The sequence below is a fragment of the Gilliamella sp. B2828 genome (assembly GCF_026537125.1).
Taxonomy (GTDB): domain Bacteria; phylum Pseudomonadota; class Gammaproteobacteria; order Enterobacterales; family Orbaceae; genus Gilliamella.
This window is the reverse complement of record NZ_JAFNMU010000007.1, coordinates 36,645-51,417: the sequence shown is the minus strand read 5'-3', so window position 1 is coordinate 51,417 and position 14,773 is coordinate 36,645. Positions and strand designations below refer to the sequence as shown.

The 14,773-nt window shown below is 34.5% G+C and carries 13 protein-coding genes; 1 reads left to right on the top strand and 12 read right to left on the bottom strand.

The window, feature by feature from the left end; genetic code table 11:
• Positions 1-11: 11 nt before the first annotated feature.
• The 8 genes from J3U19_RS07450 to ilvI all read right to left on the bottom strand — a co-directional run bounded on the left by J3U19_RS07450 (position 12) and on the right by ilvI (position 9,104).
• The gene (locus J3U19_RS07450) at positions 12-494 is read right to left on the bottom strand and encodes a Lin0368 family putative glycerol transporter subunit (RefSeq protein ID WP_267341356.1); all 483 of its coding nucleotides are present in this window, start codon (positions 492-494) and stop codon (positions 12-14) included.
• 15 nt (positions 495-509) lie between these two features.
• Positions 510-893 carry a dihydroxyacetone kinase phosphoryl donor subunit DhaM gene (gene dhaM / locus J3U19_RS07445; protein WP_267341357.1) on the bottom strand — a complete coding sequence of 128 codons (384 nt, stop codon included), beginning with the start codon at positions 891-893 and terminating at the stop codon, positions 510-512.
• A 306-nt stretch (positions 894-1,199) separates the two neighbouring features.
• Positions 1,200-2,111: a lysine exporter LysO family protein gene (locus J3U19_RS07440; protein WP_267341358.1), complete on the bottom strand. Its 912-nt coding sequence runs from the start codon at positions 2,109-2,111 to the stop codon at positions 1,200-1,202.
• Positions 2,112-2,310: 199 nt separating this feature from the next.
• Complete coding sequence (locus tag J3U19_RS07435; protein ID WP_267345903.1) at positions 2,311-3,255, bottom strand: VirK/YbjX family protein; 945 nt, start codon at positions 3,253-3,255, stop codon at positions 2,311-2,313.
• Between the two features lie 231 nt (positions 3,256-3,486).
• A complete protein-coding gene (eno, locus tag J3U19_RS07430) occupies positions 3,487-4,788 on the bottom strand; it encodes a phosphopyruvate hydratase (RefSeq protein WP_267341360.1) in 1,302 nt (433 codons plus the stop codon).
• Positions 4,789-4,836: 48 nt separating this feature from the next.
• The gene (gene pyrG / locus J3U19_RS07425; RefSeq protein WP_267341362.1) at positions 4,837-6,474 is read right to left on the bottom strand and encodes a glutamine hydrolyzing CTP synthase; all 1,638 of its coding nucleotides are present in this window, start codon (positions 6,472-6,474) and stop codon (positions 4,837-4,839) included.
• A 417-nt stretch (positions 6,475-6,891) separates the two neighbouring features.
• On the bottom strand, positions 6,892-7,386 hold the full coding sequence (gene ilvN, locus J3U19_RS07420; RefSeq protein ID WP_267341364.1) for an acetolactate synthase small subunit: 495 nt from the start codon (positions 7,384-7,386) through the stop codon (positions 6,892-6,894).
• Positions 7,386-9,104, bottom strand: a complete 1,719-nt coding sequence (gene ilvI / locus J3U19_RS07415) for an acetolactate synthase 3 large subunit (protein ID WP_267341366.1) — start codon at positions 9,102-9,104, stop codon at positions 7,386-7,388. Before ilvI ends, ilvN begins: the two co-directional genes overlap by 1 nt.
• Positions 9,105-9,389: 285 nt before the next feature.
• On the opposite strand from ilvI, the gene ygfZ reads away from it, so the two are divergent.
• A complete protein-coding gene (gene ygfZ / locus J3U19_RS07410) occupies positions 9,390-10,268 on the top strand; it encodes a tRNA-modifying protein YgfZ (RefSeq protein WP_267345901.1) in 879 nt (292 codons plus the stop codon).
• 116 nt (positions 10,269-10,384) lie between these two features.
• On the opposite strand, the gene J3U19_RS07405 is transcribed toward ygfZ, so the two are convergent.
• The 4 genes from J3U19_RS07405 to J3U19_RS07390 form a co-directional block, all read right to left on the bottom strand.
• The gene (locus J3U19_RS07405; RefSeq protein ID WP_267341370.1) at positions 10,385-11,536 is read right to left on the bottom strand and encodes a M20 aminoacylase family protein; all 1,152 of its coding nucleotides are present in this window, start codon (positions 11,534-11,536) and stop codon (positions 10,385-10,387) included.
• 150 nt (positions 11,537-11,686) lie between these two features.
• Positions 11,687-12,469, bottom strand: coding sequence for a prepilin peptidase (locus J3U19_RS07400; RefSeq protein ID WP_267345899.1), 783 nt, complete (start codon positions 12,467-12,469; stop codon positions 11,687-11,689).
• Positions 12,470-12,474: 5 nt separating this feature from the next.
• Entirely contained in the window at positions 12,475-13,650 is a 1,176-nt protein-coding gene (locus J3U19_RS07395) for a type II secretion system F family protein (protein ID WP_267345897.1), read from the bottom strand.
• Positions 13,647-14,756, bottom strand: coding sequence for a GspE/PulE family protein (locus tag J3U19_RS07390; protein ID WP_267345895.1), 1,110 nt, complete (start codon positions 14,754-14,756; stop codon positions 13,647-13,649). The genes J3U19_RS07395 and J3U19_RS07390 overlap by 4 nt, the downstream gene beginning before the upstream one ends.
• Between the last annotated feature and the right edge of the window lie 17 nt (positions 14,757-14,773).

Here is a 14,773-nt window from a genome sequence, read left to right as displayed (position 1 = left end):
TTATTGACTCCTTAATCCAGTTTTTTCTTTTTTTGAAAAACTTTAATTTGTTTGCTACGCAAAATCTTTTCTTTTGTTTCCTTTAATTTTTCAAAATCAGAACGCCTCAAACCAGGCTCTCTTGGATTTTCATTGGTAAATTCCTTTTTCTTTGCCATATCCTTTTCAATATAAGCGGCTGTAATGCCACCTAAAGTTGCACCAAAAATAACGAATACTATCGTGGGTAAAGAAGTGGCAAAAGCAGCTCCTCCTTGGATAAAGGTGTCTCGCATGATGCCACAAATTGAAATGGCTAATCCCATATCAACAAAAGCCGCATCATCTTCATTACCGGTTAAATTGATGTAATGATTCATATACCACATTGGTCCAATAATAATAATTGCAGCCAAATATCCGCCAAAAATACCGTAAGTTCCGAGTTGAGACCAAACCGCCATGACGATCATTCCTGCAATACAATAACCAACAAAACTTCGAAAAAATTTCATCTCAATTTTCACTTATTAAATATTTTGTAATTCAGCTAAAATCCCTTCAACATCGTTATCAACCATAGCTTGAATTGATGCGACAAAAGCACCTTCGACTAAAGGAGCATCAACCAATATCACTCTATTTTTTAGTGATTCGTTTTCTATAAGGTCAATGGCCGTTTCAGCACTTAATATGGCACTACCAATATCGGCAAAGATTAAAATATTACGATGATTTGAGCATTGTTTAATGATGTTATAAATTGCAATTGAATCGGTTCCCATTCGACCATCTTCCGTTCCGCCTGCTGAAAAAATTCTCACATCACCCGTAGAATCCACCATGTCTTCAATCATTTCTTTAAGACCATCAGTGATTTTTTTACTGTGTGACACTAATATGATACTTACCATAACCACTCCGAACAAATGATTGATTGTTAATCTTTTGTTCAATTATATAGAGTAAAAAATTAGAGAAAATTATTTTTTATGAAATTTGTGACTGAGATCTAAATATAAAAATGATGAGGATTTACGGTTAAATGAAAGACGACGATCAAAAAATATTAAATTAGAGACGGGATAAATGGCTTAAATATTTTAATAAAGAAGAATAAAAGCAGAGTAATACGTTATTAAATCGCGTGATCATAAGTTTTATAACCAAACAAAAGTAAAGCATTCAATCAAACTTTGATCACAACTTATTACTCGTTACTAAAAAAAGTAGCCATAATTAAATAATGTCATAAATATTGGCATAATTATGGTTAATAAAAATCCTTGCACAATTGCAGAAGGAACAATCATTATACCAGCACCTTTTTGTAGCATCGGTAAGGTAAAATCCATAGAGGTGGCTCCACATAAACCAAGTGCAGTAAGTTTATAACGTTTTATTAAGCTGGGAATTAAGATGATGGCGCACAATTCGCGCAAGATGTCGTTCAAAAAAGTAGCGCTACCAATGATTGCACCATGCGCTTGCGTCATTAATAGTCCAGAAAGTGAATACCAACCAAACCCTGATGACATGGCTAATCCAACGCGACTGGGTTGACCAAATATTAATGCAGCGATAATACCACCTAAAAATGTACTTATTATTACCACTATTGTTGTAGCTAACCCGACTTTACTGAGCAAGATTTGCTTTAAAGAAATATTATTACTTCGTAATTGAATCCCGACTAATAAAAGTAAAAAACACAATACTATTTTAGTGATATCTTCGTTGAATTGCCAGATAAATAGAGGAATTAAACCAGCAATAAAACCTAGAATTAAAGCGATACACACCTGTAAAGATTCGAAAATCATTTTGAAGCGTGAACCAATATTTTGTTTAGTGTGACTGGTTTGCCAAGGTAGGAGGATGTCAAATAACATTAAAAAAATAAAATTACTACCAAAAGTACAAACAAATAAGACGCCAGCATAAAATAAGATGGTTTGTAAATTATCTTTGAGATTATCAAGATGAGCTAATTCCGATCCCATTAGAAACAGAATAAAATAAACCATCCAGCTAAGGACTTTGTTAATTTTGATTATCCATTGTTGATCTTTAAAGGTAATTAAATAACCCAAGCACAATGGTATAAATGCGATCAAAAGACCAAAATACATTGTTTATTCCCTGACTATGTGATTTAGTTATTATCTTAATTATATTGAGCTTTCGATAAAATCGACAATTGGTTTAATTTAATTAGCCTAGCTATATAAGAAAAGTCGATTTTGCGTGTCGCTTGCAAACACCGTTTACAAACGACAGTTTTATATACTTTAATACAGCAATATTGTTAATAACAAATAAAGCTCACTTTTATTTTAATAAAGCCAAATTCTCTGTGATACTGTTTTCCAGTTGATCCAATAGAGCATAACGATTGCGATATTCTGATCGTTTTTTACTGGCGATTTCATCTAATGATTTTCGATAGATTTGATTTGGTAATATAAATAAACCATGACTATCTTGCTTACCATCAATAGTTAACCAAAAATCATCGTAATCCGATAAAATGCGTTCTTGTCGGCTATTATAGCGCCAATTGTTGTAAATATGCGTTTTGTTACCCACAGCCACTATTTGCTCAAGATTAAAATAACGCGCAATCACTAAGGCTGCTTCTAATACAACACGTTTAGGAAACAGTCCATAACACTGTTTTGTTGCTTGTTGTACTCTAATGCGAGCATCATGATGGCCTGTACCTTGTAGCCCAGCAATAAAAAGTGTTGTTTTTTGTTGATATTGCATTACCGTAAAAGTTATCGTAGCCAAATCAATGCCATCATTATCATAAAAATACAGACTAATTTCACCTTCGCGAGCAAACTTATTGCGTGCTTGAATAGCAATTTTGATGTTAGCATCGTTTTTTACCTTAACATCAGCCAATACAAAAGCGAGATTCGGATTATAAAAGGCTTTCGTCATGCTATCAGGATACTTAGCTAAAAAGTCATAATGATAGGCTAATGCCTCAAAACGCTCTTGTTGACTTAAACAAGAAGCTAAATAAGGACGTTGTAATTTACAGGGTAAATTGGTTTGGCATGAAAAATAATAACCCAGTAATGGATACTGTCTTAATTTATCCAATAATTTGAATGTGATCGGACTTAAAAATAAAGTTCTAAAAAAAAATTTGAAACGATAAGTCGATTTTAGCCACAGTTCATTAAGCGGAAGTTTACCTGTACAAAGCCAGAAAAACAGTTGCCACTTACTTTTAGGCTGGGACATATTCGTAATATTATTCATAAGCAGAAAAATTAAATCAATAAGTTATTTTATTAAATATTTATAGGATGAATAAATTAATAAACAATAATGAAATATTAATAAAAATTCATAAGAATCGGACAACAAGGTTACAACACAACCTAAGTTGGTGCAACTGATCCGAATAAAACACTTAATTATAAAAAAATAAAAAACGGTGAACTGGTCACCGTTTTTCTATAAAGTAAATAATTAATTTATTAAAAATAATTATTGTCCTTTCACTTCTTTTAAACCGTTAAATGGTGCTTTAGAACCTAGTGCTTCCTCAATACGAATTAATTGGTTATATTTAGCAACACGGTCAGAACGGCTCATAGAACCAGTTTTGATTTGACCTGCAGCTAAACCAACAGCTAAATCAGCAATAGTTGAATCTTCAGTTTCACCAGAACGATGAGAAATAACAGCTGTATAACCAGCATCTTTCGCCATTTTAACCGCAGCGATAGATTCAGTTAATGTACCGATTTGGTTTACTTTAACTAATATTGAGTTTGCAATGCCTTTTTCAATACCTTGTTTAAAGATTTTAGTATTTGTAACAAATAGATCATCACCAACTAATTGGATTTTGTTACCAAGCGCTTTAGTTTGGTATGCCCAACCTTCCCAATCGCTTTCATCCAAACCATCTTCGATAGATACGATTGGATACTCATTAGTTAAACCTTCTAAATAGTGAGTAAATTCTTCCGCAGTAAATTCTTTATTGCCTTCACCTTTTAATACATATTTACCCGTTTCTTTGTTATAGAATTCAGAAGCAGCACAGTCCATCGCTAAAGTAATGTCTTTACCTAATACATAACCTGCTTTTTCTACAGCTTCTTTAATACATGCTAAAGCTTCTGCATTTGAACCTAAGTTAGGCGCAAAACCACCTTCATCACCAACCGCGGTATTCATACCTTTAGCATGTAATACTTTTGCTAAGTTATGGAATACTTCAGAACCCATACGGATTGCTTCACGAACTGTTTTAGCACCAACAGGTTGAATCATAAATTCTTGTAAGTCGATGTTGTTATCAGCGTGTTCACCACCATTGATAATATTCATCATTGGTAATGGCATAGAGTATTGACCTGGTGTACCGTTAAGATCTGCAATATGTTGAAAAAGTGGAACACCTTTAGCAGCAGCAGCAGCTTTAGCAGTCGCTAAAGATACAGCTAGAATTGAGTTAGCACCTAAGTTAGATTTGAAGTCAGTTCCATCTAAATCAAGCATAATTTGGTCGACAGCTGCTTGATCTAACGCATCCTTACCAACAACAGCTTTAGCGATTGGACCGTTTACATTTTCAACAGCTTTTAATACTCCTTTACCTAAAAAGCGAGATTTATCACCATCACGAAGTTCTAATGCCTCACGTGAACCTGTTGATGCACCTGATGGAACGATTGCTAGACCAACAAATCCACCTTCTAAATGAACTTCTGCTTCAACAGTTGGGTTTCCACGAGAGTCGATTACTTCACGACCATGTACTTTAACGATTTTTGCCATGTTATTTTCCTCTATATGACAGATATATTACTAATGTTAATCCAAAAACTATTTTTGTTGCTGCTCCTGATAAGTTTTAGCAGCTTTCACAAAACTCCCAAATAGTGGGTGTCCATCTCGTGGTGTCGAGGTAAATTCCGGATGGAATTGACAAGCAACAAACCATGGATGATCTGGGATTTCAATGATCTCAACAAGTTTTCTGTCCGTTGAAAGACCTGTTACTTTTAACCCAGCGTCAACCACTTTTGGTAATAAATTATTATTGACTTCGTAACGATGACGATGACGTTCCGTAATCGACTCATTTTTATACATACTATATACTAATGAATTCGGTTCTAAATGGCAAATCTGAGAACCTAAACGCATAGTTCCACCTAAATCACTGTTTTCATTACGTTGTACTACATTACCCGACTCATCACTCCATTCAGTAATTAAAGCAATAATAGGATTAGTACAATCTTTAACGAACTCAGTAGAATTGGCATCTTTAATCCCAGCGACATTACGGGCATATTCAATCATTGCAACTTGTAAGCCAAGACAAATACCCAAATATGGAATTTTATTTTCACGGGCATAGCGAGCTGCCATGATTTTACCTTCAACGCCACGATAACCAAATCCACCAGGAATGAGAATTGCATCTAATCCTTTTAACATATCCGTACCTCGTGATTCAAGATCTTCTGAATCAATATAACGGATATGTACAGTTAAACGGTTTTTTAATCCACCATGTTTTAATGCTTCATTCACTGATTTATAAGCATCGGGTAGCTCAATATATTTACCCACCATACCAATTGTAACTTCACCAACTGGATTGGCTTCTTCATAAATTACTTGCTCCCACTCAGAAAGGTCGGCATCTTTGCATTCAAGATGGAAGCGATTGCAAACAAAAGTATCTAAATTTTGTGATTTTAATAATGCTGGAATTTTATATATTGAATCGACGTCTTTCAGTGAAATAACCGCACGTTCAGGAACATTACAAAATAGAGCAATCTTGGATCTTTCATTGGCAGGAATGATGCGATCTGAACGACAGATAAGAACATCTGGTTGAATACCAATTGAAAGAAGTTCTTTTACTGAATGCTGAGTTGGTTTAGTTTTAACTTCACCAGATGATGCTAAATAAGGCACTAATGTTAGATGCATAAATAGCGTATGCTCACGACCTACATCTACGGCTAATTGACGGATCGCTTCTAAAAATGGTAGTGATTCAATATCCCCAACAGTGCCACCAATTTCAACAATCGCGACATCAAAACCTTTTGCACCTTCAATAACACGTGATTTAATCTCATTAGTAATATGAGGAATAACTTGAATTGTTGCTCCTAAATAGTCTCCACGACGCTCTTTACGCAATACATCAGAATAAATACGTCCTGTCGTGAAGTTATTTTTACGTGTCATTTTGGTACGTATAAAACGCTCATAATGACCTAAGTCCAGATCTGTTTCAGCGCCGTCCTCAGTCACAAAAACTTCACCATGTTGAATAGGACTCATTGTACCTGGATCAACATTAATGTAGGGATCAAGTTTTAGCATGGTGACTTTTAAATTGCGGGCTTCTAAAATTGCAGCAAGAGACGCTGCGGCAATGCCTTTACCTAAAGAAGAAACGACACCGCCTGTAACAAAAATATAATTCGTGACCATTAATACCAGACCATTATTAATTTAATTGAATAACATTGCATCGATTTTAAACTATAAAATGACTGCAATATATGTGGAATCAGACGGGAAGTTAGTATAACAGAATCTGTCTTAGCTCACAATTGAATAATTAAGCTCAATAAATAAGTTCATCATTTTGCTCGTAAAGAATTTGCGGACATGATAACGGGTTATGAAAATTGTTTAGATTAGTAAAGATAAGCTCCGTTATAATATTTATTGAATAATTAGTTATTTATCCTATTATTGAATAAGGATCTATTTCATTCAACAGTGACAGAAGCCCGAAACCACAGTTCTAAGCCACCATTTTGGAATTTTTATTAATTTTAATAATTAACTTATCATCCATAGGTAAAAAAGGCGCTTGATGCGCCTGTAAATTAAATCACACATTTACTTAACCGTTTTTTCACTGCGTGATAGACCAATAATACCCGAACGGACAATTTCGACAATATTGCATGTTTCACGAACTGAGGCTAAAAACGAGTCTAATTTTTCGCTCGTGCCAGATAATTGCACAATATAATGTGTAGCAGTTACATCAACAATCGAACCTCGAAAAATCTCTACGCAGCGTTTAACTTCTTCACGTACATCAGAATTTTTAGCGGCCACTTTTACTAACATGATTTCGCGTTCAACATGTGGACCTACGGTTAAATCATTCACCCGATACACATTGACTAATTTATGCAATTGTTTTTGAATCTGTTCAAGCACATGTTCATCGCCAGTGGTTTGTATAGTCATGCGATGCATTGTTGGATCTTCAGTTGGTGCGGTAGTAATCGTTTCAATATTGAAGCCACGTTGTGAAAACAAACCAATAATACGTGACAATGCGCCTGGCTCATTTTCTGTTAAAATTGATAAAATATAACGCATTAGGTTCTCTCCGTTTTACTAAGCCACATTTCGTTCATTGCACCACCACGTATTTGCATTGGATACACATGTTCTGTAGCATCTGTCATGACATCCAAAAAGACCAAACGATTTTTAATTGCTAACGCTTGTTTAAGTTTTGGTTCGAGTTCTTCACGCTTAGATATTACTATACCAACATGACCGTAAGCTTCGGCAATTTTGGCAAAATCAGGTAAAGACTCCATATAAGAACATGAGTGACGACCAGCATAAATCATATCTTGCCACTGTTTAACCATACCTAAAAAGCGATTATTAAGATTCAATACCAACACAGGCAAGCCATATTGAAGTGCGGTTGAAAGTTCTTGGATGTTCATTTGAATACTACCATCACCAGTCACGCAAACAACAGTTTTATTCGGAAAAGCCAATTTAACGCCCAGAGCTGCTGGTAAGCCAAAGCCCATGGTACCCAACCCACCAGATGTAATAAAGTGACGCGGTTTATCAAATGGGTAATAAAGTGCAGTGAACATTTGGTGTTGACCCACATCGGTTGTCACATAGGCATTACCTTTAGTCAATTTATACAATACTTCGATGGCTTCTTGAGGTTTGATATTTTGACCTTCGTGATTATAGGCTAAGCAGTGACGTGCACGCCAATGTTCAATTTGTTTCCACCAATCAATTAAAGCATCAAGATCACGGTCAATATTTGATTCATCTAACATAGATAATAGGATTTCAAGAACAACTTTGGCATCACCAACAACCGGAATCGTTGCCTGTATTGTTTTGGATATTGAGGTAGGATCGATATCAATATGGATGATTTTGGCTTTTGGACAATATTTTTCAACATTATTGGTCGTGCGATCATCAAAACGTGCACCGATAGCAACAATCACATCTGCATTATGCATCGCCATATTGGCTTCATATACTCCATGCATACCGATCATCCCTAAAAAATGCTTATCTGTTCCAGGAAAAGCACTAATACCCATTAGTGTTGAAGCTACAGGTAAATTTAATTTTTCTGTTAGCGTTTTAATTTCATAGCTCGCATCAGCACTAATTACACCACCACCTACAAATAACACGGGCTTTTTAGCGGACAATAAAGTTGTTAACGCTTTTTTGATCTGTTGTTTATGACCCTGAATAGTTGGATTATACGAACGCATTAATACTTTTTCAGGATAATGATAATGATATTTATTAGCAGGGTTAACAATATCTTTCGGTAAATCAACCACTACCGGTCCAGGTCTACCTGTCGATGCGATATAAAACGCTTTTTTTATAGTTTCAGGAATATCTTTGCTATTTTTGATTAGAAAACTATGTTTAACAATTGGACGTGAAATACCAACCATATCGCATTCTTGAAAAGCATCATTACCGATAAGATTACTGGCTACTTGACCGGACAAAATTACCAATGGCACTGAATCCATATATGCGGTGGCAATCCCAGTTATTGTATTAGTTGCGCCAGGACCTGATGTAACCAAAACTACACCAACATCACCCGTTGATCTAGCATAACCATCCGCCATATGCACAGCAGCTTGTTCATGACGAACTAAAATATGTTCAATTCCACCCAGTGTGTGAATTGCATCATAGATATCAAGAACACTTCCTCCAGGATAACCAAATATTTGTTTTACTCCTTGATCAATCAAAGATTGAATGACCATCTCCGCACCTGACAATTTTGCCATGCTTATTGCCTCCAATATAACTAATTTGTCATCTAATGGTTCATTTTGCATTAACTTATACATAAAATCAATAAACTCAATAATATAAGTGAGACAAATTTTAATAATCATCTGATATTTTAAATTGTGATAAATAAAATTAATTAAAACAATGTATAATAATTTTTCGTTAAAATATTATTTATTGATTTTATTGTTATTTTTCTCGTATTTATATAAACTCTTAATAAGTTAATTTCTGGCAATACTGATTCTAGATTCCATTACTATAAAATAGGTCTTATTATGAGCATTCTCTCAATTAAACCCATCTCACTTGCTGATTGGCAATTAGTCAAAGTTTCTGGTACTGATAATCATAAATATTTGCAAGGACAAGTTACAATAAATATTGATAATCTTACAGAACAAACAGCATTATTTGCAGCACACTGTGACTCTCAGGGAAAAATGTGGAGTAATTTACTAATATTCCAACGAGGTCAAGATATTTACTACATCGTTCGAAAAAGTGTAGTAGAAAAACAAATGGCTGCCTTAAAAAAATATGCAGTCTTTTCTAAAGTAAGCATTGAACCTGTCACGGACTTAAATATTGTTGGATTAGATTCTCCAGCAATACCTAGTGAAATACTTTCTAAATTCACAAATAATAATTGCTTTACTGAAAATAATGTAACCTATATAAAATTAACCTCTCCTCATGTTAGGGTCATAAAGATAACACCTGAGGCAATCAATAATGATTTAGAACCTTGTAGCCGTTGGTTACAACTTGATTTAGAAGCTGGTTATGCCATTATTGATGCAGAAAATATTGTAAGCTTATTACCTCAAGCCTGTAATTTACAGTATCTCAATGCTATTAGTTTTGATAAAGGATGTTATTGTGGGCAAGAAATGGTCGCTCGAGCACAATATCGAGGAGCCAACAAACGTGGGCTTTATTTATTAACCGGTAAAAGCGCTGTCTTACCTACTATCGGTGGTACGATTGAATACCAAATTGATGGTAATTGGCGAGAAAGCGGTCAAGTTTTGGCGGCTTTAAAACTTAATCAAAATAATGATATTTATGTACAAGTTGTTCTGGTTAATGGTATCGATTTAAATACCCCGTTTAGAGTAAAAGGGGAAACTGATAGTGTACTTAGTTTCCATTAATAAAACATCTGATTCATAGATACTCATCAAACAGTTAACCATAAAATAGAGTTAATTGGTTAACTGTTTAATCATTTTAATATTTATATTAATTAAACATTAATTAATAAGGGTGTTTATTTGCCTAATTCTTGATGAACTATTTCAATAAAATATTCAACGCCAGTGGTTAAAACCTCATCATTAAAGTTATAAGCGGGATTATGTAAGTTAGCGCCTTCACCAGCACCTAACCACACATAAGCACCGGGTATTTTTTTTAACATAAAAGCGAAGTCCTCCGCACCCATTGATGGATTTGGATCAATAATAACATGGGATTCTCCCACTGCCTTTTTAGCCGCTTTAATAGCAATTTCTGCTTGTTTTACATAATTGATAGTGGCAGGATAACGTCTTTGATAGTCTACTTCAGCTTTAGCTTCAAAGGTTGATGCGATACCTGTTGCAATTTGTTTAATACGATTTTCAGCCATATCTTGAACTTGTGCATCAAAAGTCCTAACCGTTCCTCGAATCACTGCTTGTTGCGGTATGACATTCCAAGTATCACCACTATGGATTTGAGTTACGCTGACCACTAATGCACTAAGTGGGTCAGCATTACGACTCACAATACTTTGTAAACCATTAACAATTTGAGTCGCGGTCAAAATTGTATCTTTACTCAAATGAGGCGCTGCTGCATGAGCACCGACACCTGTAATTTTTATCTCGAAAACATCATAGGATGCCATCATTGGACCATGAGTTACATAGAAATGGTTGAGTTTCATATTAGGCTGATTATGAATTCCGTATACCGCTTGTATTGGAAAACGTTCGAATAATCCATTTTCAACCATAACACGTGCCCCTCCTTCGTTTTCTTCGGCAGGTTGAAAAATGACAACAACTGTCCCAGCAAAATCCCGATGTTCACTTAAATATTTAGCTGTCCCTAATAACGTTGCTGTATGACCATCATGACCACAAGCATGCATTTTACCGGTTATTGTTGAACAATAAGCCATATCATTTTCTTCAATAATATCTAAGGCATCAATATCAGCCCGCAAGGCAATCCATCGTCCATCTTTATTACCTTTAATAATACCAACTACGCCAGTTGGTGCAAACTCTGTATACAATTCGGTAATACCAAAAGATTTCAATTTTTCGATTATAAATTTTGTCGTATTGATCTCTTCAAAAGCGGTTTCAGGATGAGCGTGAATATGATGGCGCCAATTGATCATTTCTAATTTCAATTCATTGATGGTACTCATTATAAATTCCTTATTGATTTTCTTTTTTTAACTGAAAAGGGTATAAATGCGCTTTACTATACTGCTATTTTACCTTTTATGAAAATAACAATTTTTACTGAGATTAGAGTTTTTGAGTTATTTCATGTAACAGCAACAGTTTGGTACCAGTTAATTATTGATTAAAACGGATAGTTGATCTGAAACTTCTTGACAAAAATAACAAAGATAATAACCAGAAATTAATAAAAATGGACCAAATGGAATCATGGTTAAAGATTGTTTTTTCAAGATATTCTTCTGAAATAAATAATAGAGCATACCTAATAGTGAGGAAATTATTAATAATAATGCTAGCAATGGATAAGGAATCCAAGTACCAAGAGCAGCAAGCAGTTTTATATCCCCTCCACCTAATCCCTGTTTTTTAAAAATTAGATAAAACATAATAGCTGGTAATTTCAATAAAAGATAACCACATAAAATACCAATTAAAGCATCATCTAACCTAATGAGGGTTAGATTGAAATAGGCGGCAATTAACCCAGACCACATCAATGGTTGAGTAAAAAAATCAGGCAGTAAAAAGTACTTAAAATCAATGGATGCCAACAGTAAAAAATAGCAACTGAGAAACATCAAAATGACACTTTGATAACTGAAACCTTTATCTAAATAAATAACCACAAATAAAACAGCGACCACTATTTCCCATATAACATATCTGAATAAAATGATGTTTTGACAATAATAACAACGCCTTTTTAAAATTAACCAAGAAACAATGGGAATTAAATGCCAATAGTTTAATTTAGTTTGACAAGTAGGGCAGATTGAATGCTTGAAACTTATTTCTTTTAGGTAAACAGATAATGTTTGTGAAGGAACAAAACGACTGTATGCGACATTAACAAAGCTACCCACACAAAGTCCAAGACATAGAATTATGAACATTATCATTAATGAATCACTTCACCAAGTTGGAATATCGGTAAATACATAGCAATAATCAAACCACCAATGATCACTGCCAATACTAACATCAATAAAGGTTCAAAAAATTGAGATAGATTTTCAATTAATGTTTGATTTTGTGCTTCATAATATTGAGCCAAACGACTTAACATCAGATCTAAGGTGCCGGATTGCTCGCCGACATGAATTAACTGACGGCACAAGTTTGGAAAACAAGGTTGTTGATGTAAAACATGACTGAAGGAGTGTCCTTGCTCAATTCCTGAAATGATTTGCAAAATACTATTGCGATAAATACAATGGTAAGAAGCATTAGCCGCAGCGGTTAAACCCATCAATAACGGAATTCCAGCTTGTTGAGTTATTGCAATTGTTTGGAAAATTTGAGTTAAACAACTTGTTTGAATGATCTTATTAACGAAAGGCATTTTGGCTAAGGCGATTTCAATTTTAGTATGATATCGCTTTTTAATATAATACTGAAAAACAACCATCCCCCCAAAAAAACCGATAGTGTATATTGGCCAATTTTGTTGCAGATAATGACTAATATCAATAATGCATTGTGTAAAAAAAGGGAGTTGAGCATCAAAATCATGATAGATATCTGAAAATTTTGGCAAAACAAATAATAACATAACTAAGCTGACTATTATTGCTACAGAAAATAAAAATATAGGATAACGCATAGCCTTTTTAAGATTTTTTTGTAATTTAATGGATTTTTCGAGTAATGAGGCCAATTGTTCAAAACTTTCATCAAGTTTACCCGTAAGTTCCCCTGTAGCAATAATTTCACAATACAGTGAAGAAAACACATAATTATGTCTGGATAATGCACTGGATAAGGATTCACCCTTTATGATTTTCTCCCCAATTTCATTCATTAAATATTGCCAATGGGGTTTAGATTGTTCTTCGACCAATAAATTTAGACTGTCAATTATCGATAATCCAGCCTTTAACATAGTTGCCAATTGTATCGTTATATTCAGTAATTCCGAGCGGTTAAAAGTATGGGCTGTTATAAAATTGCCCGCTTTGACTTTTATGGCTATTTTACCTTGCACTAATAGTTGTTTTTTTGCATCACTTTGTGAAGTTGCAATTACTTGATATTGATGAAAATCTAAGTCATACCAACTATAAAGCCTTTTCATACAAAATCACCTAAAACTCGATGTAATTCAGCAACTGAGGTAATGCCATCTTTGATCATCTTATAACCTGCTTGTTTTAAAGTGATCATACTTGCTGGAACAGAAAGCTGATGAGTCAATATTTGATGTTGGATTTCTGGCGTTAGCACAAGAAATTCGTATAAACCCATTCGTCCTTTATAACCACCAATGCAATGTGAACATCCCGTTGCAATATGATGAGGTATAGCTTCATCACCTAAAAAAATTAACTGATTGGACACAACTTTACAATAGTTGCAAAGCTTACGTACTAATCGCTGTGCAATAATTAACTTCAAACTCGATGAAAGTAGATAATTTTCAATTCCCATTTGATTTAAACGTGTCAGCGCTTCAATACTTGAATTGGTATGTAATGTCGATAAAACCAAATGCCCTGTTTGCGCTGCTTGAATTGCAATTTCTGCCGTTTCTTGATCGCGAATTTCACCTATCATCATTACATCAGGATCTTGTCTTAATAATGCACGAAGTATTACGGAAAAAGTCAAACCAGCTTTAATATTAACTGAGGTTTGATTAATTCCTTCAATTGGAACTTCAATCGGATCTTCAACACTACAAATATTTCGATCACTGCGGTTTAATCTTTTTAGTCCACTGTATAGTGTCACTGTTTTACCGCTACCAGTTGGACCGGTCACCAAAATTAAACCTTGCGGGTAATCAAGTAGCTTTTGAAAACTCAGTAAATTATCAGCACTGAGACCTAAATCATTGATCGTCAACTTAGATTCTTGATTATCCATCACTCGTAAAACAATTTTTTCACCGTTTATGACCGGTAACGTAGAGATTCGCATGGCATAGCGGTCAATCATCAATTGTCCATCTTGTGGTAATCTCTGCTCGGCAATATTAAGATTGGCCATAATTTTCAATCTAGCGGCTATTTGTTTAGCTAAGGAAAACGGTGGCGTTAGCATATCTTGTAACACACCATCAATACGCATTCGAATACGATAGTAATTATGATAAGGTTCAAAATGAATGTCCGAAGCTCGTTTATCTAACGCTGATAGCAGCAATTTATCAAGACTTGCGACCAACTGTTCTTCTTGCATTATAAACTTTCCTTACT

What these genes read in the sequence shown, in the direction of transcription:
- J3U19_RS07435 (WP_267345903.1), bottom strand. Translation starts at nt 3,255, where the DNA reads ATGAATAATATTACGAATATGTCCCAGCCTAAAAGTAAGTGGCAACTG.
- J3U19_RS07405 (WP_267341370.1), bottom strand. Translation starts at nt 11,536, where the DNA reads ATGAGTACCATCAATGAATTGAAATTAGAAATGATCAATTGGCGCCAT.
- eno (WP_267341360.1), bottom strand. Translation starts at nt 4,788, where the DNA reads ATGGCAAAAATCGTTAAAGTACATGGTCGTGAAGTAATCGACTCTCGT.
- J3U19_RS07440 (WP_267341358.1), bottom strand. Translation starts at nt 2,111, where the DNA reads ATGTATTTTGGTCTTTTGATCGCATTTATACCATTGTGCTTGGGTTAT.
- ilvN (WP_267341364.1), bottom strand. Translation starts at nt 7,386, where the DNA reads ATGCGTTATATTTTATCAATTTTAACAGAAAATGAGCCAGGCGCATTG.
- J3U19_RS07450 (WP_267341356.1), bottom strand. Translation starts at nt 494, where the DNA reads ATGAAATTTTTTCGAAGTTTTGTTGGTTATTGTATTGCAGGAATGATC.
- ygfZ (WP_267345901.1), top strand. Translation starts at nt 9,390, where the DNA reads ATGAGCATTCTCTCAATTAAACCCATCTCACTTGCTGATTGGCAATTA.
- J3U19_RS07390 (WP_267345895.1), bottom strand. Translation starts at nt 14,756, where the DNA reads ATGCAAGAAGAACAGTTGGTCGCAAGTCTTGATAAATTGCTGCTATCA.
- J3U19_RS07395 (WP_267345897.1), bottom strand. Translation starts at nt 13,650, where the DNA reads ATGAAAAGGCTTTATAGTTGGTATGACTTAGATTTTCATCAATATCAA.
- dhaM (WP_267341357.1), bottom strand. Translation starts at nt 893, where the DNA reads ATGGTAAGTATCATATTAGTGTCACACAGTAAAAAAATCACTGATGGT.
- pyrG (WP_267341362.1), bottom strand. Translation starts at nt 6,474, where the DNA reads ATGGTCACGAATTATATTTTTGTTACAGGCGGTGTCGTTTCTTCTTTA.
- J3U19_RS07400 (WP_267345899.1), bottom strand. Translation starts at nt 12,469, where the DNA reads ATGTTCATAATTCTATGTCTTGGACTTTGTGTGGGTAGCTTTGTTAAT.
- ilvI (WP_267341366.1), bottom strand. Translation starts at nt 9,104, where the DNA reads ATGGCAAAATTGTCAGGTGCGGAGATGGTCATTCAATCTTTGATTGAT.